General features: G+C 55.5%; 22 protein-coding genes. All 22 read right to left on the reverse strand.

Annotation, left to right across the window (positions count from 1 at the left end; genetic code table 11):
* Positions 1–187: 187 nt before the first annotated feature.
* The 22 genes from PJU76_RS00255 to PJU76_RS00360 all read right to left on the reverse strand — a co-directional run bounded on the left by PJU76_RS00255 (position 188) and on the right by PJU76_RS00360 (position 19609).
* Positions 188–1063 (reverse strand): restriction endonuclease, encoded by an 876-nt coding sequence (locus PJU76_RS00255; RefSeq protein ID WP_271779979.1) that lies wholly within the window; start codon positions 1061–1063, stop codon positions 188–190.
* A gap of 123 nt (positions 1064–1186) precedes the next feature.
* Positions 1187–2089 (reverse strand): hypothetical protein, encoded by a 903-nt coding sequence (locus PJU76_RS00260; protein ID WP_271779980.1) that lies wholly within the window; start codon positions 2087–2089, stop codon positions 1187–1189.
* Positions 2090–2177: 88 nt separating this feature from the next.
* The gene (locus PJU76_RS00265) at positions 2178–2822 is read right to left on the reverse strand and encodes a LysE family translocator (protein WP_271779981.1); all 645 of its coding nucleotides are present in this window, start codon (positions 2820–2822) and stop codon (positions 2178–2180) included.
* Between the two features lie 99 nt (positions 2823–2921).
* A complete protein-coding gene (locus PJU76_RS00270) occupies positions 2922–3434 on the reverse strand; it encodes a hypothetical protein (protein WP_271779982.1) in 513 nt (170 codons plus the stop codon).
* Between the two features lie 98 nt (positions 3435–3532).
* Positions 3533–3754 (reverse strand): hypothetical protein, encoded by a 222-nt coding sequence (locus PJU76_RS00275; RefSeq protein WP_064217696.1) that lies wholly within the window; start codon positions 3752–3754, stop codon positions 3533–3535.
* 264 nt (positions 3755–4018) lie between these two features.
* A complete protein-coding gene (locus PJU76_RS00280; protein ID WP_226844102.1) occupies positions 4019–4342 on the reverse strand; it encodes a hypothetical protein in 324 nt (107 codons plus the stop codon).
* A 1-nt stretch (position 4343) separates the two neighbouring features.
* A complete protein-coding gene (locus PJU76_RS00285) occupies positions 4344–4622 on the reverse strand; it encodes a BrnT family toxin (RefSeq protein ID WP_064217698.1) in 279 nt (92 codons plus the stop codon).
* Between the two features lie 225 nt (positions 4623–4847).
* Complete coding sequence (locus PJU76_RS00290) at positions 4848–5795, reverse strand: class I SAM-dependent methyltransferase (protein WP_271779983.1); 948 nt, start codon at positions 5793–5795, stop codon at positions 4848–4850.
* A 106-nt stretch (positions 5796–5901) separates the two neighbouring features.
* Positions 5902–6255 carry a helix-turn-helix domain-containing protein gene (locus PJU76_RS00295; RefSeq protein WP_334212469.1) on the reverse strand — a complete coding sequence of 118 codons (354 nt, stop codon included), beginning with the start codon at positions 6253–6255 and terminating at the stop codon, positions 5902–5904.
* Positions 6256–6278: 23 nt separating this feature from the next.
* The gene (locus PJU76_RS00300; protein WP_271779984.1) at positions 6279–6572 is read right to left on the reverse strand and encodes a type II toxin-antitoxin system RelE/ParE family toxin; all 294 of its coding nucleotides are present in this window, start codon (positions 6570–6572) and stop codon (positions 6279–6281) included.
* Positions 6569–6793, reverse strand: coding sequence for an addiction module protein (locus PJU76_RS00305; protein ID WP_064217701.1), 225 nt, complete (start codon positions 6791–6793; stop codon positions 6569–6571). The genes PJU76_RS00300 and PJU76_RS00305 overlap by 4 nt, the downstream gene beginning before the upstream one ends.
* Before the next feature lie 152 nt (positions 6794–6945).
* Entirely contained in the window at positions 6946–7806 is an 861-nt protein-coding gene (locus tag PJU76_RS00310; RefSeq protein ID WP_271779985.1) for a hypothetical protein, read from the reverse strand.
* A 285-nt stretch (positions 7807–8091) separates the two neighbouring features.
* A complete protein-coding gene (locus PJU76_RS00315) occupies positions 8092–8577 on the reverse strand; it encodes an NUDIX domain-containing protein (RefSeq protein ID WP_334212470.1) in 486 nt (161 codons plus the stop codon).
* Between the two features lie 96 nt (positions 8578–8673).
* Positions 8674–9297 (reverse strand): DUF4145 domain-containing protein, encoded by a 624-nt coding sequence (locus PJU76_RS00320; protein WP_271779987.1) that lies wholly within the window; start codon positions 9295–9297, stop codon positions 8674–8676.
* 80 nt (positions 9298–9377) lie between these two features.
* Positions 9378–10298, reverse strand: coding sequence for a homing endonuclease associated repeat-containing protein (locus tag PJU76_RS00325; protein WP_271779988.1), 921 nt, complete (start codon positions 10296–10298; stop codon positions 9378–9380).
* A 221-nt stretch (positions 10299–10519) separates the two neighbouring features.
* The gene (locus PJU76_RS00330; RefSeq protein ID WP_271779989.1) at positions 10520–11341 is read right to left on the reverse strand and encodes a DUF4393 domain-containing protein; all 822 of its coding nucleotides are present in this window, start codon (positions 11339–11341) and stop codon (positions 10520–10522) included.
* Between the two features lie 140 nt (positions 11342–11481).
* Positions 11482–11907, reverse strand: coding sequence for a GNAT family N-acetyltransferase (locus tag PJU76_RS00335; RefSeq protein ID WP_271779990.1), 426 nt, complete (start codon positions 11905–11907; stop codon positions 11482–11484).
* Positions 11908–12122: 215 nt separating this feature from the next.
* Positions 12123–13109 (reverse strand): hypothetical protein, encoded by a 987-nt coding sequence (locus PJU76_RS00340; RefSeq protein WP_271779991.1) that lies wholly within the window; start codon positions 13107–13109, stop codon positions 12123–12125.
* 84 nt (positions 13110–13193) lie between these two features.
* A complete protein-coding gene (locus tag PJU76_RS00345; protein ID WP_271779992.1) occupies positions 13194–13562 on the reverse strand; it encodes a nuclear transport factor 2 family protein in 369 nt (122 codons plus the stop codon).
* A 310-nt stretch (positions 13563–13872) separates the two neighbouring features.
* A complete protein-coding gene (locus PJU76_RS00350; protein WP_271779993.1) occupies positions 13873–16959 on the reverse strand; it encodes an efflux RND transporter permease subunit in 3087 nt (1028 codons plus the stop codon).
* Between the two features lie 8 nt (positions 16960–16967).
* Positions 16968–18053, reverse strand: a complete 1086-nt coding sequence (locus PJU76_RS00355; protein ID WP_271779994.1) for an efflux RND transporter periplasmic adaptor subunit — start codon at positions 18051–18053, stop codon at positions 16968–16970.
* Positions 18050–19609, reverse strand: coding sequence for an efflux transporter outer membrane subunit (locus tag PJU76_RS00360; RefSeq protein ID WP_271779995.1), 1560 nt, complete (start codon positions 19607–19609; stop codon positions 18050–18052). The genes PJU76_RS00355 and PJU76_RS00360 overlap by 4 nt, the downstream gene beginning before the upstream one ends.
* Positions 19610–19632 lie beyond the last annotated feature (23 nt).

Raw genomic sequence — 19632 nt, forward strand, 5'->3', positions numbered from 1 at the left:
ACGCCCTTGCCGTTCTCCTAGCCTTCGGCTCTGCGTAAACCTGGCCCCAGGACTCGCACCTGGGTAGTTACGTGCCATGCCCGGCACACACGTTCAAAATCACCGGCCTGCGCAGCTCTTCGCGCATGTCCGGTGGATTGCAGGGTTGGGCAGCGCGTTCATATGTTGGTCCATTTGTGAGTGGAGGTTAACCCCGAGTTGATCGATGCTTGGCGATGGAAGGCATGACCATTGGTTCGTCCGGAATGGGATTCGAGCCAACATAGAACTCGGAAATTAGAGTCTGGCGCGCGATCTCTTGGGCGACGAAGGAGGACGTCTCGTCAGGATGACCGACCATTTGGGCTAATAGAAAACGCCCTGCCATCGCATCGACTGTAAGAATATAGGTTCGCAAATTCTCTTGGGACAGTCCGCGTACTGCCCAGCCAGCACCATACGACCTAGTCTCAAAATAAGTTTGTGCCTGTTTCTTCGAAAAGAAGAGAACTCCATACATCTCCCCATCTTGCTTATGGCCCGCAGGTGCTCCGGTGTCCAACTCAAATAATGTCCAGAACGGCTGGCCGATAGTTGCTTCCGTCGGAATAGCGACCATCTCCAAGCGCATACCCAAAAGTTTGCCAATAGACGGTAGGTCAGCAAGCACTAGCGCGGTGATTCCGTTGTCTTCGGCGAATTTCTTTGCGCCACTCTGGTATCCATGTGCCGAAACAATGCACCCTCGCACACCAGGGCAATCGCTGACCTTCGCACAAAAAGCCATAACGCGATCCTTATCCAAAGGACGTTGTATGTTTTTGCATTCGATGGCTACTTGATGCCGAAGCCCAGTCAACTCGAACTCGTAATAGACATCTATTTGATGGTCGAGACCAGTTTTGCCCCGGATCGTAACGTCACGTGCAACGAGCACCTTCTCGCTCTTCAAGTCCAACAACGTCTGATAGACCTGTCGAACGTGATCCTCGAACTCCCGCCAATCACGAGGTTGCACTGTATCCCTCTGCGCTTTAAGAGCTTCGATTACAGCGGCTATAGACGGCTTCTTCGGACGTTTCATGTCAGTTCAAGAGAAAATCGAGGTAACGGACGCTTACGTGCTGCCCAACGTAAAGCTAACCGGCGCTGCGCGGCTTTATCGCGCAGCGTCCAGCGACTGAAAGGAGCGAGGTTGAGCACCATGTTATATTTTTCCCCACATGAAATGCTGCGAGATTATGAATAGAACACTGGCTGCGTATAAGGAATATGAGATTCCATCATGCACGGGCATTTCACATAGGCCATGTAAATCAGGAAAGTACAGCCCTCTAACTCGCCCTATGTCGCCTTTAACTCTATAGAATTTGGCGCCAAGACCCGGGATATCACGGATATCAAACATTTCCAATGCATTTTCTTTGATTGCATCCTCTAGTTGTTTTTCAAGCTCTTCTAAGCGCTGCCTGAACTCGCTATGTAAGCGTGAGTATTCTTCTATGTAGGGGAGAGTGAGGCGAAATAACTCAGGCTCTTTTTCTTCTGGAATTCTGTCATAGATTGTTTTAAGTGAATCCCAAAAAACTGATGATGCATTAATGGCGTCCTCTGGACCATTAGGTTTGTTTTGTTTTTTGAGGAAGGAAAAAATGGATCGGTCAGGTTTTTCTGGCTCATAAGACGCTACATTCCCCTTGATGAACTTCAGGGTTCGTAATCGAGAAACCAGATTAAGTCCTGTTTGGTAGGTAAGCTCTTTGTCGTAAGCTTCCCTAACGACAGTAATGCCTGTATGGAAAGCATGTCTGAGATATGGGTGAGCCTGACTTTTTGTGTCGAACTCATCGAAAACACTGCCAATTTTTGTGCTTGCATCAAGTGCTGTATATGCGAGCTTGCCAACGATTTCTTCAAATTCTTTATTGATATTTGACAGCAGGGAGACATATTTCTGACTTGCCTTGCTTATCGCAATATTTGAATAAAGTCGAAGATGCGTATTCGATATTTCTTGAATTTGTTTGGTGTTATCCCGCGAGGATACTACGGCATGGCGATATGCCGCGAATGCAACTATAAGGCTAAATAATGCAACAGCGTCGGTCACTTAGGCAGCACTCCGAAAAATATAACGTCTGAATTCACCGGCCTTGCGCGGCTTTATGCGCAAGGTCCGGTGGAATGATGGGTTGGGTCTATTTGGCACCGCGCGACCCAGCGAGCGCAGTGAAAACCCCGAGACCGATAAACACACCCCCACCGAGCCGCCGCCCGATACGACGAGCAGCAGCACGGCGTAATGCGGGTGCTTCGACACCCGCGGCCAAAGCGTAGGTGCTGTCGGTTACTGCGGCTATTGCCACGAAAAGAAAACCAAGCGCCATGCTCTGAAACATGGGCGGCGCATTGGGACTCAGGAACTGCGGCAGAAAAGCAGCAAAGAAAACCGTAGTCTTGGGGTTGAGCAGAGCAACGACGAAACCGTCACGGAAGACGCGCTTAAGTGGCGTAGCGACGGGAACGCCGGCTGAAATCTCGACAGGGGAGGAACGGAGCATTTGCGCACCGAGGTACACAAGGTAGAGTGCGCCGGCATACTTGACTACGGAGAAAGCAAGTGACGAAACCGCGAACAAAGCGGCAAGTCCAACCGAAGCAGCAAGCGCGTTGCCGAGGTTGCCGAGCGCGACACCGGCCACCGACACCAACCCGGACTGGCGCCCTTGAACAAGGCTGCGTGTAACGATGTAGAGCACGCCAGGCCCGGGGATGACGGCAAGGACAAAGCTCGCAAGAAGGAATGCCGAGCACAGCGGCCAAGGCGGAAAGAGATCAGTCATTGCGGCAACCTTGAATAGGCCCAACGTAGAGCTAACCGGCGCTGCGCGGCTTTATCGCGCAGCGTCCAGCGACCAAAGGGAGCGAGGTTGAGCGCCATGTTATGCCGCACCCAAGTATGGCTGGAAGAGAGCCTTGAGTTCACGGTTTTCCTTAGCGAACCAGTCTACGAGCCCCTCTACATTCTCCTCGGCGGTGGCGTACTCACTATCATGTGGGTTGTTCTGCCCGCCCGCAATGCGGTCGACCAGCCTCTGGAGCTTCCACGCGCCATTAACGAAGGCCTTTGCTTTCTCCTCAACATCCGGCATGTCCAGATGTCCGTGCTGCTCGATTTCCCACTTGAAAGTATCAATGCGCTCCGTGAGCTCTCGGCTTCGGTTTACTTCGCCCATGTGATAAAGCGTCCAGTACGTCGAGCAGTACTTCGAGAAGTGGTGCATTGACTGGAACACCTGCAGCCGCAACGGGCGGCGGCTTTCGCGAACCGCAATGAGATTGGCCCGCTCTGCAGCTATCCTTTGCCCGCGTGCATAGATCGCCGAGAGAACGGAGATCAGCAATGCAATGGCTGCAATGACGTCGGAGACCTTGATGTCCAGATCAAGCGGCATAACGTTCGCGGTAAGTGGCAAAATGGAGTGGTGACAAATTTGTGTTATTCAAGCACAAAGTTGGCGCCGCGGAGGTTAATCTACCTTGACCGCGCTTGTTATGCCTTCTCGCCGCCACAAATTTGCCAATCATTCTCTGGGTGAAGGTGAATGTCTTTTTCGGCAGTTCTCACTACCCATGGCTTAATGACTAATGTTGGAGAAATCGCCATCACAGAATCTCCTAGCCCCACAATTTCGCCTTCAAACTGAATGCTGTCTTTTTGGAATCTGAACCTTTTTCCAATGTATTTTTCTATATCATCATATTTTAGCTGCATATTGCCTCGACTAAGCACCCCTGATATAGAGAAAGACTTCGCTTCATTTTTCCACTCTCGCAATATGTTGCCACAGCATAGACAACTGATCGAGTCCGATTCCTTATGTCCTAAATCCCATATCTCTATCTCATAATGTGCTCCACATCTCTTGCACGACTCAGTTGTTCTCCATGTCATACATTTCCCCTTGCTATTTTTTAGCGGCATAACGGGGCGCGAGTTGTGCGGCACCCGCGTAGCGGTGTCCGCTCGAACGTTGAATTAACCGGCTCCGCGCTTTTGCGGAGTCCGGGTTGAATGTCGGGTTAGGCTTGGCGATGGCTCTACAAGACGCCCGGTAACGTATTTGTGAAGGACACTGGCCATTAACGTTTGATAAGGAATTGCTTCTTCTGCGGCCTTGGCTTGAATATCGTCAAGATCACGGGATGAGATGCGAATATTGACCCTCTTGTCTTTAGCCAGAGAAGTCGAGGCCATTGCTGCAAAACGTGCAATTTCACTTTTATCTTTTGGAGAAGGCTGCCATTCATCTCTTTCAAAGGAGGCCAGAATTTCTTCCTCCAGTTTTCTTTCTTTGTCCATTTCAACGCTCCTCATTAAGATAGATACGAGTGGCTTTCCTGCTCGGGATAATCGTTTTCAGGAAGACCTCTTGTTTCGTCTCCACAAACGGCACCAGATAGGCGTAGCCACGAATACGAACCACAAACATGCGTTGGTTCGGATATTGATCTGTGTTTGGATGGTCTAGCACGACAAGGAGGTTCCCATTCGACATGGCCGATAACACCTCCTCAAAAGATACGCCTCGCTCAGCCTTGAGGCGGATATTTTTCTCGGTGCTCCAGTTCACAGGTTTCATAATGCGGATATTACACCTGTGTGCCTTATGGCATCAAGATGCCTAACGGGGCGTGAGTTGTGCGGCACCCGCGTAGCGGTGTCCGCTCGGACGTTTAAGTTCACCAGCGGGCGGTTTTTTGCCCGTCTGGTGGAACGCAAGGTTAGCCACCTTGATGCTCCTTGAAAAACGTTTCAGGTCCTTGGTATTCCAGTGGCCCCGGTTGTCTGACGCCCAACGCCAGCATCAGCCGCGCCGCTCTTTGGCGTCGGCTGCATGCTCTTGTTGGGCGTCGCGGTTTCGAGTAGCCGCCCGTTCCTCCGTTTTTGCCGGTTCGAACAGAACAAAACCTGCGTACCGTTTCATCTCTCGGCGACGCGCCAGCGACGCGAAAAGTCCCAGAATACGCATCGCAAGTCTTATCGGGAGAGGGAACGGCGCCGGACGATGCAGCCGTTCCGCTTCAATCGCGAAATACCGCGTTTCCTTCGGCTTCCAGCCGATCTGCGCAAAGAAGCCGAAGTAGTCTTTCGGCTCGAACAGAAACGGGGCGTTCTTCATCGCCTGACTCATGCCACTTCGCCGTCGGTATTCATACGATGCCGGGGAGAAATAATCCGCTACCCAATATCTTATTGACTCATGCGAGCGCAGGTCCGCCCCGAGGGAGGCAACAGCGTCTTCGGAAAGATAGGGCGTGACAGCCTCGGTTAGTACGAGGACTCTCTTCGACTGGGCCGCCACTTCGTCGAGAAATGTCCGCCGGGCAGTAACGTCGGCAAGATCCAGCCTGACCCGCTCTACTCGGCATCGTGGCGTCTCGCCAGAAAGACGGATTTCCTTCAGCTCTATGACGTGCGGGTAATCCACTTCGATCCAGCGGAGCGATTTAGGCAGCTCCATACGGTATGGCCTGGTGTCCAGCCCCGCGCCCAGGTTCAGAATCGTGTCCACGCCCTCGGCAATTGCGTCTTGAATGAAGTCGTCGATAATCCGAGTGCGAATCACGACCGTCCAGCCGCCGATGAATGCCTGCTTCGGAAGACTGCCAATTATTTTCCTGCCTTGCTCGCCGGCGAGCTTCGCAGCGAGCGGATCGTGAAACATTGCGTTCGGGCGATCCGTCTCTATGGCCCGGTAAGCGGCGGCCATTAATGCAGTATCGGACACTTGATTGATCACGGATTCGTTCATCTGGATTTGTGCCTATGGAGAGCCCCACTTCATCTGTCCGCCTATGCAAGCGACGAAGATACGTTTCACGGCGCCCAACGTGTTAGGTGAGCGGCCTCGCGCGGCTTTATGCACGAAGTCCGCTCGACCGCAGGGTTGGGCCGCACGATTTTACGCAGCAAGTTCTTGCAGAACTTCGGGGTGGCGTTCTGCGACGCGGAAGAGCGTTTTTTGCCGCGCCTAACGGCTCTCGGCGACCCTGTTCCCAGTCTTGGAGCGTGCGCACAGAAACTCCAAGCAGCGCAGCGAAGGCGGTTTGAGAAAGGCCAGATGCCAAGCGGGCATGACCGACTGCAGAAATCTCGGGGCAATAAACACGGGCACGAATGCCCGCCTTCATTTCGCGCACCGACGCTAGCAGTTCAGCACCAATGTCAATTTTGGGCTGGCGGCCCACAGGCTTTTGTTTGGCCTTACGCATTTTCAATCTCCTCTTTGTGCGTACTACTTCCGTTGCGCCCAGTAGCCGGGACGACGCCTGTGATGCGCCACGGCGAGAATTCGAAGCTCCTCTGCGGTGACCTGATAGATGATGCTATATGGGAATCGACGGAGGATATATCGCCGGCGCTTGCTTCGGAACACAGCACCGAGCAGAGGGTTGTTCAGAACGAGATTGGCCGTTCGTTCAAACTCAGTCACAAGCGCGAGACCAAGCTCGACACCCGCCTTCAGCGTATAGAATGCTGCTGCGTCGTGCAGTTCGGCGAGCGCCAGTGGAGTAACGACGAGCTTCACTTCAGCGCTGCACGGACCTGTGCCAGAGCGTCAGCAATCGGAATGACTTGCGACACCCCACTTTCGATGTCAGCAATTCTGCGCTCGGTTTCGGCGGCCCACGCTTCCTCAATCTCGGAATCTTCGTCGAGACTAGCGAGCAATAGCTGAGCGAAAGCTGCGCGCTCCCCTGCAGTTAGTTTCAGGGCTTCGGCTTCGAGCAATTCGAGTTGATTTCCCATGGCTAATGTCTCCGTAAAGATAATATTCAAGTTATACCGTGAGTTTGGTGCCGAGTGAAGGGGAAATGTCCAAGGAGATGCCCAACGTGGAGTTGAGGCACCTGCGCGGCTTTTCGCGCAGGTCGCCTCGAACGCAGGGTTATACGGCATGCTTAATCTTCAAAGTTCAGAATCTCGACGTGCTGACCAAGCTTCTGGAGCACTTCAACAACTCGCTCCGACAAGTGCTCTCCCACCAAGATGACTTTCTTCCCAGGTGGTAAAGCCCGCCCAATCGCTTGGGGAAAGCCGAATACATCGCTTAAAGCCAAGTATTTGGGGAGAAGAACATAGATGGTGTTGCAAGCGGTCAGGGTCTGCAACTGATGATGGAGCGTTGCCATGGTTGTGTGGTCGATTGAGACCGAGCAAGGTGTTGCGCTAGAAATATCCGCGGGCTTGCGTACCAGAGTCAGTCGATTCAGGTTTTGGCCAGATACATACTCCGAGCGAAATACTATCGTTGCACCGTGGTCCTCCCGCAAAGCGACTAGCGACAAAGAACCACCGCCGCCAGATAGACCAGTAAGGGTTGTGCTGTCGAACTGCTGTCCGTTATCGCTTACCTCGATATAGCTCGCTTGGATATCGATTGTTGCGTTCGCGGCTTTCCCATGACTGAACGCATTCCTTAATAGTTCAATAAGCGCATCGCGGGTTGCGCGAGCTAGCTCCCGCCCCCAAATTTGTTCGATGCAACTATTTGCTATTGCATCACCAATGATGCGATTTTCCTCTCCCAAGGACAGGAACTGTAGAGTTTCCGCTGGTAGCGGAACTTGAGCTAAGTCGCGCGGGGTCAGTACGACGTCACGCCCTAGCTCTTGGCTAAGCTTGGCGCGGAGTTCCGCGATATGCTTCCATGTAAGAAGCATCGCGGCGGTGTAGGTGTTCTCGTCCGTGTCGATTAACTTCCCATGTGAGTAGCACATCCAGATGCCGTTGGAGGCATCTTCTAATTGATGCTTCTCCATCGTTGTTGATACGCGGCATGCACTGCCGCCAGACGCCGCAGCCCAAATATGGCAAGCCATTCCTGAGTTACTAACGCTCCCCGTCGATTCTGCGCTTGGGCCTGTTGTTGGCGCGTAGCAGCCTGGGAAGGAACAGTGAAAGCCCGCTCGCCTTGCGAGAAGCTCTTTTGTAGCAGGAGAAAAGTTCGCTCGGGTACTCATGCCGTATAACGTAGAGCTAACCGGCGCTGCGCGGCTTTATCGCGCAACGTCCAGCGACTGAAGGGAGCGAGGTTGAGCGTCGGGTTAGACATTTTTCAGCCAATGCGAGACGACTGTGTTGGTTAGCTCAAGGCACCCGAAATCGAACGTAGCGAGTTGGTCATGCGCGACCAGTTGTACCTCTGCGATTTCTTCGTTCAACTTGACGTGCCCATAGGCCTCGACGGCGAAAGCGATAATAAGTTGATTAAATTCTGGGAGAGCGAAATGGCCTATGAATTTGCATTCATGGCCCGTAAGACCAAGCTCCTCTTCCGTTTCTCTAAGGATGGCGCTCTCCGGCGACTCGCCATGCTCAAGAAACCCGGTGATCAGGGAAAACATACCTGGCGGCCAGGAGGCATTTCTTGCCAAGACGTACTGACCATTGCACCGAACTAAGCCCGCGACGACAGGAATGGGATTGTTCCAGTGCACGAACTTACACTGCTGCGATGAACAAGCGAGCCGCATGTCTCCCTCCACCGGACGACTGACAAGATCACTTTGACAAAGCGGACAATATTTCATGGGCGAAGAGTAAATGCCTAACGTAGAGCTAACCGGCGTTGCGCGGCTTTATCGCGCAGCGTCCAGCGACCGAAGGGAGTGAGGTTGAGCGCCATGTTAGGGTGTGCGCCCCGTTGTGACCTGCTTGGAAAGCTTTGGCAGTACATAGATTGTGCGGAGAATGTTTTCAGCAATTTCGAGCGCGGCAACAAGTTCACGCGGCTTTGCAGAGGTGATTTCATGCGCGGCAACATTGCCAAGAAACCGGTGTGTGTGAAGTATGTCGGCCTGTGCTTTTGACAGGACGCCACTTGTGGCCAACCCATCAATAAGTTTTTCGAGATTGCTGCCAGAAATCTCTTGGTCTCTACAAATTGACTCAATCAGAGCTCGTAACCCGACCCCCGAGAGGACTGGTAGTTGGGCGTTCATAGAACCAATTATTTCCTTGTAAATGAGCTGAACTTTGGCGGGCAGTTCGTGTTCGTCATCCATGGGCTTACGTTCGGTAGATCCCCGTGGATAGGTTTTCCACGTTGAATCCATTTCTCCGGTATGTGGGTTCCAGTCGTCTTCGCACCATTCCTCAATTGCGTAAGTGAACGCATCGCAGCCGGCACACCGAGCGAAGTAATGGTTTACCCCCCAGTGGTAAGGGTCGTGCTCATCGGGACGAACTTTTTCCTCGGCCAGGATGTTGTGGTTTGTGTGCTTACCGCACTGGTGGCAGAAAATCTTCATGGTTAAAAACCCTAACGTCTGAATTCACCGGCGCTGCGCGGCTTCATCGCGCAGCGTCCGGTGGAATGATGGGTTCGGCGTCATTCATTTCGTGCGCCTTTACCAAGATTGCAACTATCGCAGAGCGTGCGCAGATTTGTAATCTCGTTTCCTCCACCTTCAGCCAGTGGGACGATGTGATCGACGTGAAGGTTGCACGTTACCGATGTGGCCGGAGACACGCCACATAGGACGCATTTGAAGCAATCGCGTTTGAGAACAGTGAAGCGAATGCCAAGCGGCACCTTTCGCTTGACCCTTGGAGCAATGCCTGGAGCAACGCCTGCATCTACATTGGGAACTGTTGGTTCAGGCTCGACTTGCGGCGGCAAGCTTGGGGATGCTGTATCAGTTTCTGTTTGGGCGATGAATGCAAGCAATGCCTTGTTGAACGTGCCCCATCGTTTAACGTATGCAGTGCCGCCGACAACTGAAGGTGGTACCTCCAATTCACGGAAAAACGGGGCGCGACCCAAATGCACCCAGAGATTTAGCAAGTTTTCAAAGCACTCTTCATCCGTATAGCGACGCGCTCTCGCAGGGACTCTCAACCCGGCCTCCTTAAGGCCCTTGTTCCAGCTTCCAAACCTCCGTCGCACGATCGCGGGGTCAATAGAGGAATGTTCTTTGATGTCTTGAGTCTTGAGGCCATCTACGCCTGCGAGCGCGGCGACACGCTGTAGTTCAAGGATAAGGTCGGCGTTGGAAATCTCTTTGCCGCGTTGGTTACGCATTTTCTCTGTGATGTTTACAGGTTGAATGCGGTGGCTCAGCCCGGCTTGTGTGAGCGCATTCTCCCAGCCATTAAAGCGGCGAACTATGGTCGCCGAGTGCACCCTAGAGTGTTCGTCAAACACGGCTTTGGACATGTAGGGCGTTTCAACGAGGGAAGCCACACGCTGAAGCTCAGAAAGTATTGCTTCGCTGGAATAGTCCGTAAGTCGGCTCAATACAAACTTCATACAGTAGCTACGCTTCCTGATGACGCCGAACGGGGCGCGAGTTGTGCGGCACCCGCGTAGCGGTGTCCGCTCGAACGAGGGGTTCGCGGGCGCTGTGCGCCCAACGCCCCGATGTTCGACACTCGCGCCCCGTTCGCGGGCGCACGGCGCCCGCGAACGTTTTAATTCACTGGCTGGCCGCGCTTTTCGGCCAGTCTGGTGGAATGATGGGTTGGGCGTCACTATAGACCTATGGCCTTAGCGAACCGTTTGCCAAGCTCGGTGCGCTGCATGTAACCCTTTTGATACTCCACTTTTGCCCCATCTAGTTGCGAAGTCTGAGACAGCCGCAAGAATTCTGGTCGTTGATCAGCCCATGCGTAGCTTGTGGGGCCCGTCAGATACTTGTCATACGCGACCTCGACTAGACCTAGGCGAATCCAGTTGTCAATCATTGCAGGAATCTGTGGGTCTTCGACAGGCGCATTGGTTGTAGAATCGGTGAGATTAAGTAAGTGTTGTGTAAGCACTTGGTATTCAGCTCCACCCTTTAGTTTGCGATGAATCTGAACAATAGGTATTGCAACGGGAGACTGAAGTGCGACACGAACTAACCTAGCATCTTCGCTATCGAGCTGCTTAATAATTTCCACAAAAGCAGGGTGGGCAGTGGAGGCTGAACGACCATCCATGGCTGTCGCAAGCAAATTCAGGTACATCTCCTTAAGGTTCGGCTCTTCGTGGGTAAATGCGAGGCCCTGAAGCGTAGGGCCAGCAATAGATGCCTTCGGCTCAACAATGTGCTCCGGCGGGATACTTTCGGCTTTCTCAGCGATCTCTTGCGGAAACTGGCCAGAAAAATAGGCTCTGGCCTTGTCGAATGCAAAATTGATTGCCGCCAGCGGCACTAGTACGTTATTGATCGTTTTCGTTAGTGTCACGGCTGTATGTCCAAGATTGCCCGCGGCCTCCTTTACCTGCGGATTATCACCCGCTGCCTTAATGACCTCGGCTACTAGAGAGACGCTATCCTTTGCTACCTTAAGCGGATCATCTTCCGGCATAAATTATCCCCAATGTTTGTGACGCTCAACGTAAAGCTAAGGGGCGCGCCTTTCAGGGAGACTGGCGAAGCCACCGAAGCCGGAGAAACAACAAACCTCCAAAACCGCCACGAAAAGGCGCGTCCCGCTTGAGCGTAATGTTAGGCTGGCAGACCATTACGCTGTGATACAACCGACATAGTACGCTTTGGAATCCGAAAGCCTCGTTCCAAGAAAAACTCTTGAACGTCTTCAAATGGCGTTGCGTAAATGGGAACTCCAGAATATCGCTCAACAACAAGCCTAAGCAACTCAGTGCCGATACCATTGCGCTGAAATTCAGGATGGACAACTAACTCCCCAACAAAAGTAGAAAAAGCACCGTCACTAAACGCACTTACATAACCGATGAGTGCGCCAGCAGAGTCCCTACAATGGGCAATGAAAGGATAGGCGGACAAAGATTGCTCAATTGCTTGATCGTCGTAAGCACTTTCAGTACCCCAACCCACGGAAGACATCAAGCTTGCAAACTCCGTAGGCTTAATATTTTTGTCGGTAAAAATTTGAAAGGTATTTTTAATCATGAGTTTCTCCTATTCGATTAAGCCTAACGGGGCGCGAGTTGTGCGGCACCCGCGTAGCGGTGTCCGCTCGAACGAGGGGTTCGCGGGCGCTGTGCGCCCAACGCCCCGATGTTCGACACTCGCGCCCCGTTCGCGGGCGCACAGCGCCCGCGAACGTCTGAATTCACCGGCCTGCGCGGCTTTTCGCGCAGGTCCGGTGGAATGAGTGGTTAGCCCTATGCATCTGCCGAAGGGAAGGCAACATCAAAGAATGAAGCCCTCTGCGACTCTTGGACAATTGGATATCTTGCGCAATGCTGATTGGAGGGCTCGACAACCTTTGAATAAATGCGGATGTTGTGCTCTTCGGTGGAGAGCGACGTCGACAATCCGGTGATGTCCAGATCAAATAGCACGTTCAATATCTCATGGCTCTTTTGAGGAAATGTCTTCTTGTATGTGTCGTTGTATTTGGGCTGGAAATGCTTGATTAGAGCGGCCTCAATAAGGTCAATTCTTTCTTCACGGCTCACACGGGCATCTAGCAGCCTGTCGAATCGGTCAGGGGCCTCATCCAACGAAATCTCTGGCATTAAGCAACCCCCAGCGATCATGAATTTTTTGTAGAACGTGTAGCTGTACAAAAGAAGATATACCTCGCTCTCAGGGTTGCTGGCGTTGATGTCTGCCAAAACCTTCTGTAGTGACCCGTGTCCCTGCTTCCCGGTTTTGCCAATCAGTCTCGCCACAGCGTCACTATCACCGTCTTCGCCAAACGACTGCCCGACATACTCGACAAAAAGATCGCTGTGGGGCTGCAAAGACGTTTCGGAAAATCTTATGACGTCGTGGATTCTGATTTGAACAGGCATTCGATTTGCGACTACAAATCGCAAATGGTCGTAGGGATACTCAAGTTCGCCAAGGCCAGTAATGGGCGCACTAAAGAGGTTAGGGTACGAGAAGGGGACTTCCTTAATCTCAAACCCGAGGTTGACTGAGAAAACACCGTCGATGGTTTGAGCCGAGTTGTTCAAAGTTACGGACTTCGGATTTATTGATATCCGCGGGCGCCTCGCAACCACATAGATGTTGTAATTGCGAAGCTGCTCTCTAAGCTCCCCATCAATTGAATACAACTCGGCAGGCCGAAATACGAACGGGTCTGTTGAATACAACTCAAGTAACCCTTCGATTTCATGCTTGCGTACCTTTTCGGTCATCGTGCGCTCCATAGGGCTAACGTGGAGCTAAGGGGCTGCGCGCTTTTGCGCAGTCCCGCTTGAGCGTAGGGTTAGAGATTGTTTTCATTTGTGCGAGGACGAAATAGTACCTTGGTGAAAGACCATTTGCCACTGCCCGTCCCGTTGCTGCCAGATAGAACTGCGTACTGAGAATACGGGCGGCTCACTGTGACGACATGCGCGGTAAGTAACGAGTGCAGTTTGCGGAGCCAGCAGTTTGACATTGAACTCTGTTGCCGTGCAATTGACTGGTGACTTTGCCTGTAACGCAATAATGATTTGCTCTTTGGTGAACGTGTGGCCAGAGCTACCAAACTCGACAAACTCCTCGGACAGTAATTGTGAAACGAGTTCGGACTTGCGAACAGTGGATTGGAGTAAAGACTCTTCCAGTTCTTGAAGATAAATAGCAAGCGTGCTGTCGGAGTGCATACAATCTCTAACGTAATTTAGGCAGCATACATACCACACTACCCACGTCGCCTAAATTTTTCCATCCCCACCCGTCACCCGGAAAATCAAGCATCCAACACCCTCCTGCAACATTTATAGCAGCCTAAATCTTTCCGGATGAACGCCACACGCAAACGAGTTCGCCAGAAATGCAGATCACCACCTATTCTTGTCCACAAACCTACACCAATTCATGATCCTACTCAATCCACCCCATGATTCCCTACCCCCCAACGAAAAAGCGCCCCGAAAGGCGCCCACCACTACAATCAGCGCACCCATAACAAAACTACCCCACTAAATCCCTCTCCGGCTTCCGCACCACCTGCCCGAACCACACATAAAATGCCGGGATCACAAAGAGCGAAACCAGCGACCCGAAGCTCAGACCGCTGACAATGACCAGTCCCATGGAGAATCGCGCGTCGGCATTCCCGCCACTGGCGAAAAGCAGGGGTACGGCGCCGGCGATCATCGCCGCCACCGTCATGAGGATGGGGCGTAGGCGCAGGGTTGCCGCTTCCACCACCGCATGACGTCGGTCGAAATGCTTTTCCTCCTGCATGACCCGGGCAAATTGCACGATAAGAATGCCCTGTTTGGCGATCAACCCGATGAGCATGACCATCCCCACCTCCGAGTAGATGTTGACACTGGAGACCCCCAGACTGATGGGCAGCAAGGCCCCGAAGAGGGCGACGGGCACCGCGGTAAGCACCACCAGGGCGTCGCGGAAGCTGTTGAATTGCGCCGCCAGCAGCAGCAGGACCATCAACAGCGCAAAACCGAAGGTGACCACCAGCGCACTGCCCTGATGCATGTACTGACGAGAGACACCGGCATAGTGGATCTGATTTCCGGCGGGCAGGATTTTCTGGGCATGATCCCGCAGGAATTGCAGGGCTTGGCCCAAAGACACCCCCGGTGCCGGATTGGCCTGAATGAAGACCGCGGGCAACTGCTGGAACTGCGGCAGGAAGGTGGGCGCCGGTCGCGACTGCAGGGAAACAAAGGTGGACAGTGGCACCTGCGCGCCGGATGGCGTCTTGATGGTGTAGGCCTTCAGGAAATCCGGATTGGCGCGCAGCGCGGGCGAAACCTGGGGCACGACGCGGTAGCTGAGGCCGTCCATGTCGAAGTAATTGACATAGTTGCCACCCAGCAGGGTTTCCAGATTCTGCCCGATATCCGCCATGCTCAGGCCGAAGGAGGCCGCCATCTGGCGATTGATATGGATTTCCTGAATCTGATTGTTGTACTTCAGATTTTTGCAGACGAAGGAGAACAGGCCACTGGCCCTGGCCTCCTGCACCAGCTTGCCGGAGACTGCGTCCAGTGGATGATAACCGCCACCGGTACTGGTGATCACAAACTGCACCGGCAGCCCCACCGCCGCACCCGGCAAGGGCGGCAGACCGAAGGCGGAGAGCTTCATGCCCGGCACCCGCTCGGCCAGTTTCTGCACCTTCTCCTTGACCTGCTGCGTGGTGACATCGCCGCGCTCGGGTTTGAGCACCACACCCGCCATCACTTCATTGTTGAGCAACATGCCGCCGATACCCACCCCATTGACCGCGAAGCTATGGCTGCGGCTGCCGACTTTATTGAAAACCGTTTTGGTCAGGTAACTATCGTAGGCATTCATGTACTCCAGGGTCGCGGTCGGCTGGGCGACGCCATTGACATAGACGATGCCCTGATTGGCCGGCGGGGCCAGCTCGCTCTGACTGATGGAGAAGAGGAAATAAATGCCGACGGTGAGGATCAGCGCCAGCGTCACCGTCGCCGGCCAGACTCGCAGGCTCTGAAACAAGGTGCGACCATACAGCCCCTTGAGTCGTCCGAAAACATGATCCACCAGATGCGCCATCCGGCCTTCGTGCCCGGCCTTCAGGACCCGCGAGGCGAGCATGGGGGCGAGGGTCAGGGCGGCCACCATGGACAGCAGCACCGTGGCGACAATGGTAAAGGCGAATTCGCTGAACAAATGTCCCACCAGCCCGCCGATGAAAGCCATGGGCGCAAAAACCGCCACCAGCGTCGTCGCCATGACCAGGATGGGGCTGGCCAGTTCACGGGCGCTGGCCAAGGCGGCGTGCAAAGGCGTGGCGCCGTTTTCGATATGCCGATGGACGTTTTCGACGACGATAATGGCGTCATCCACCACCAGCCCGATGGCCAGCACCATGGCCAGCAGGGTGAGCAGATTGAGGGTATAGCCGAGGGCATGGAGGATGGTGATCGCCCCCACCATCGCCACCGGGATGGCGAGCACCGGCACGATCAGCGCCCGCCACGAGCCCATGAAGAAGTAGATCACCAGGACCACCACCAGCAAGGCCAAGGCGATATTGACCTCCACTTCCTGCAGGGAGCTTTTGACGAACTGCGCGCCATTATAAATGGTGTAGCCCTGCATGCCCGGCGGCATGGTCGAATCCAACTGGGCCATCACCTTTTGAATACCCTGAGACACTTTCAGGGCGTTACTGCCGGGAGCCTGCTGGATGCCGATGTTTACGGCGGGTTGACCGTCCACCATCACGGATGAGTCATAGGTCTGGGCGCCCAGGGAGACTTTGGCCACCTGTCCCAGACGAATCGGCACCCCATGCACCGTCGCCACCACCAGATTGCGGAATTCTGCGGCGCTGTGCAGGGCGGTATTGGCACTCAGGGAGACCGCCGTGTACTGACCGCGCAGACGCCCAACCGCCGCGACGAAATCATTCTGCTTCAGAGCGGCACTGACCTGCGCGGGGGTAATGCCCAGCACGGCCATTTCCTGGGGATTCAGCCAGACGCGCATGGCGTAGGTATTACCGTTGGGGCCGGTGCCCGGCGGCAGGATGGAAGTCAGCCCCACCCCCGGCACCGACTGAATGGCGGGCTGCACCACCCGGGTCAGGTAGTCGGTGATCTGCTGCTGATTGAAGCCGTTACCATGGTAGCTCAGCAACATCAGGTAGGCACCGGAACCGGACATTTCCTGCACCACGGGCTGCATCACCCCCTGAGGGAGCTGATTGAGGACCGTGTTGACCTTACTCTGCACCTGGGACAAGGCCGCGTTGGGATCTTCGCCCATGCGCATATAGAGGGTGAGGATGGAAATGCCGTCCTCACTCACCGCCGTCATGTAGTTGATGCCGGGGGCCTGGCCGACGGCTTTTTCCAGCGGCGCCGTGATAAAAGCGTTGACGGTCTTCGGGGCCGCCCCGAAGTAGTGGGTGGTCACCGTGATCATGGAGCTGTTGGTGGGCGGATACTCGGTGATGGGCATCAGGCCGAGGGAGCGCAGCCCGAAGAAAAACAGCACCAGGCTCAGGGAAATGGCGAGGATGGGGCGGCGGATAAAGGGCTCGGTGAAATGCATGGGGATCCTCAGAGATGCACGGCGTTATTGATGCGCACAGGGTCGCCGCTGTGCAGCTTGACCTGTCCCGCGGTGACCACCAGATCCCCGGCCTTCAGGCCGGAGCGGATAACCACCTCGTTGCCACGCTGCATACCCGTCGTCACCGGCTGTTCCTTGGCGATGAGGGTCTTATTCGGGCCACCGGGGGTCAGCACGTAGACAAAGTCCCCGTAGGTGTTAAAGCTCACCGCCACCATGGGAATCATCAGACGCGCCGTGGGGGCTTCTTTTTGCAGGACGATGCGGACGAACATGCCGGGCTTCAGACCCAGTGGAGCCTTGATGAGGGCGCGGACGCTGACCGCGCGGTTTTGCGCATCGACATGACTGGCGACCGCCTGCACTTTGGCGTGGTAATGGCGCAGGGTGTCGCCGTTATGCACGTCAATCCGCACCGGCGCGCCAACCTGTACCGCCTGCACATCCCGCTGGGGTACGGTGAAGTCGGCATAGAGTTGCCGCAGGTTTTCGATGTGCACCACCGGCATACCGGCGTGGATATATTCACCCGGATTAACGGTGCGCAAGCCCAGTATCCCGGCGAAGGGCGCACGGATCTGCGTATCCGCCAGCGATTCCCGCAAGGCCGTCACCTGAGCCTGTGCCGTACTCGCACTATAGCGGGCCTTATCCAGGGCGGCGGTGGAGATACCGTGGATGGCGAAGACCTTCTCGGCGCGCTGATAGTCTACCTGGGCGAGGGCAGCCTGGGCCTGCGCGGCCTGTAACTGGCCGGGCAGAGCGCCAGGGTCCAGGGACAGGAGCAGTTGTCCTTTCCGTACCGTGGCACCGGAGTGGAAACCGATACGCTGCACCACGCCGCCGGTCTGCGGGCTGAGCACCGCTCCCTGTTGCGGCACGATTTCGCCCACGGCAGTCAGCTCGCCCGCCATCGACTGACTCTGCACGCGAGTGGCGGAAACGGTGACCGCCGGGTTGGCGGCAGCCGCCAGGCGGGCATGCAACTGGCCCTGACGCCATTGGTACCAGCCATAGACACCGCCGAAGAGCAGCACGACGACGATACCCAGTAAGAAAAAGACCTTCTTCATGCAGGGGCTCCTTGCGCGTTTTGAACGATGGAATGGGTTTTGGCATCGGTGGTAGCCGTGGCATCGTTGGCATCAGGCCGCCAGCCATCGCCCAGGGCGACAAAAAGCGCGACGCTGTCCAGATAACGCTGACTGCGCGCACTGATGGCGGCGACAGTATCCTGCTGATAGGCGATCTCGGCATCGAGCACCGTGGCATAGTCGGTGGCCCCGTCGCGGTAGCGGGCTTCGGCCAGATGCAGGGCGGCTCCAGCGGCTTTTTGCGCAGCCAGATGGTGCTGATAAGCCGCATCGGCGCCCTGCAAGGCACGCAAGGCGTCGGCCACTTCGCGGAAGGCATTGAGCACGGTGCCGCGATAGTGATCACTGACCACTTTGTACTGATCGAGGGCCGCGCGGCGCTGGGCGTGCAGCGCGCCGCCGTTATACAGCGGTGCCGCTATCCCCGCGCCCAGCGACCAGAGGGTCGAAATGGGGTTGAAGAACATCCCACCCGTCATGGCCGCCTTACCGATGTCCGCCGTGATATTAAACTGCGGATAGAGATTGGCGGTGGCCACATCCGCCTGCGCCGCCGCCACCTTCAGCTCCGCTGTTGCCGCCTGGATATCCGGGCGCTGCGCGGCCAAAGCCGAAGGCAGGGTGGTGGGCAGGTTGGCCGGCAATTGCAGGCTGGCGAGTGTCGGCATCGACAGGTCGGCATCGGGAGACTGGCCGAGCAAGGCCGCCAGGCCATGGCGCGCCGCCGCCACATCCGCCCGCAAGGGGGCAATGCGCGCTTGCGCCGCGGCGGTGATGGCCTCTTGCTGATCCACACTTTGCAGGTTCTGATAACCCAGTTGATATTCCCGCTGCAGCAGATGCAGCAGATGCGTATCGGCGGCGGCAATCTGTTGGGCGGCATTGAGCTGCGCCTGCGCCGCCGCGCCGCTGATCACCGCCCGGCTCACCGCCGCCGCCAAAAAGATTTCACTCTGATGCAGACCGGCGCGGCTGACCGCCGCCTGGGCCTTGGCGGCGTGGACCAGATCGGCCTGCCGACCAAATACATCGGGGTTGTAGTGGACGTCGACGGTGCCTAGCAGCAGGCTGTAGAGATTGCCGGGAATGCGGTAGCTCGCCCCGCCGTTCGCGCCGGTCCGTTGCGCCCGCCCGCGACTGATTCCGGCACCGGCACCCACGCTGGGCAGTAGTCCGCCCTGGGCCACCGCGATCAAGGACTGCTCGCGCGCCAGGGCCGCTTGCGCCGCCTGTAAATCCGGGTTGGCCTGCATGGCTTGGCGGATATAGTCATTCAAAGGTGTCGAACGGAAGAGCGACCACCAGGCTTGTGCCTCTTGCGTGGTCCACTGGACCCGCTGCTGAGCACTGTGCAGGTTGATGGGATGGGCGTTATAGGTCTTGGGCGCCGGGACGGCCGGTGTGCCGAGATGCGGGCCGACAGCGCAGCCCGCCGCAGCGACAACTCCGAGCAGGGCACCCAGCCTGGCTATACTCGGGGCCAAACGCCCCGCTTTCTGCCGCACCTGGCCGTGCAGATACCTCGCGCTTTTCATGTAGAACCCTCACTCAGTTGATA

The sequence above is a fragment of the Acidithiobacillus ferriphilus genome (assembly GCF_028215975.1).
Classification (GTDB): domain Bacteria; phylum Pseudomonadota; class Gammaproteobacteria; order Acidithiobacillales; family Acidithiobacillaceae; genus Acidithiobacillus; species Acidithiobacillus ferriphilus.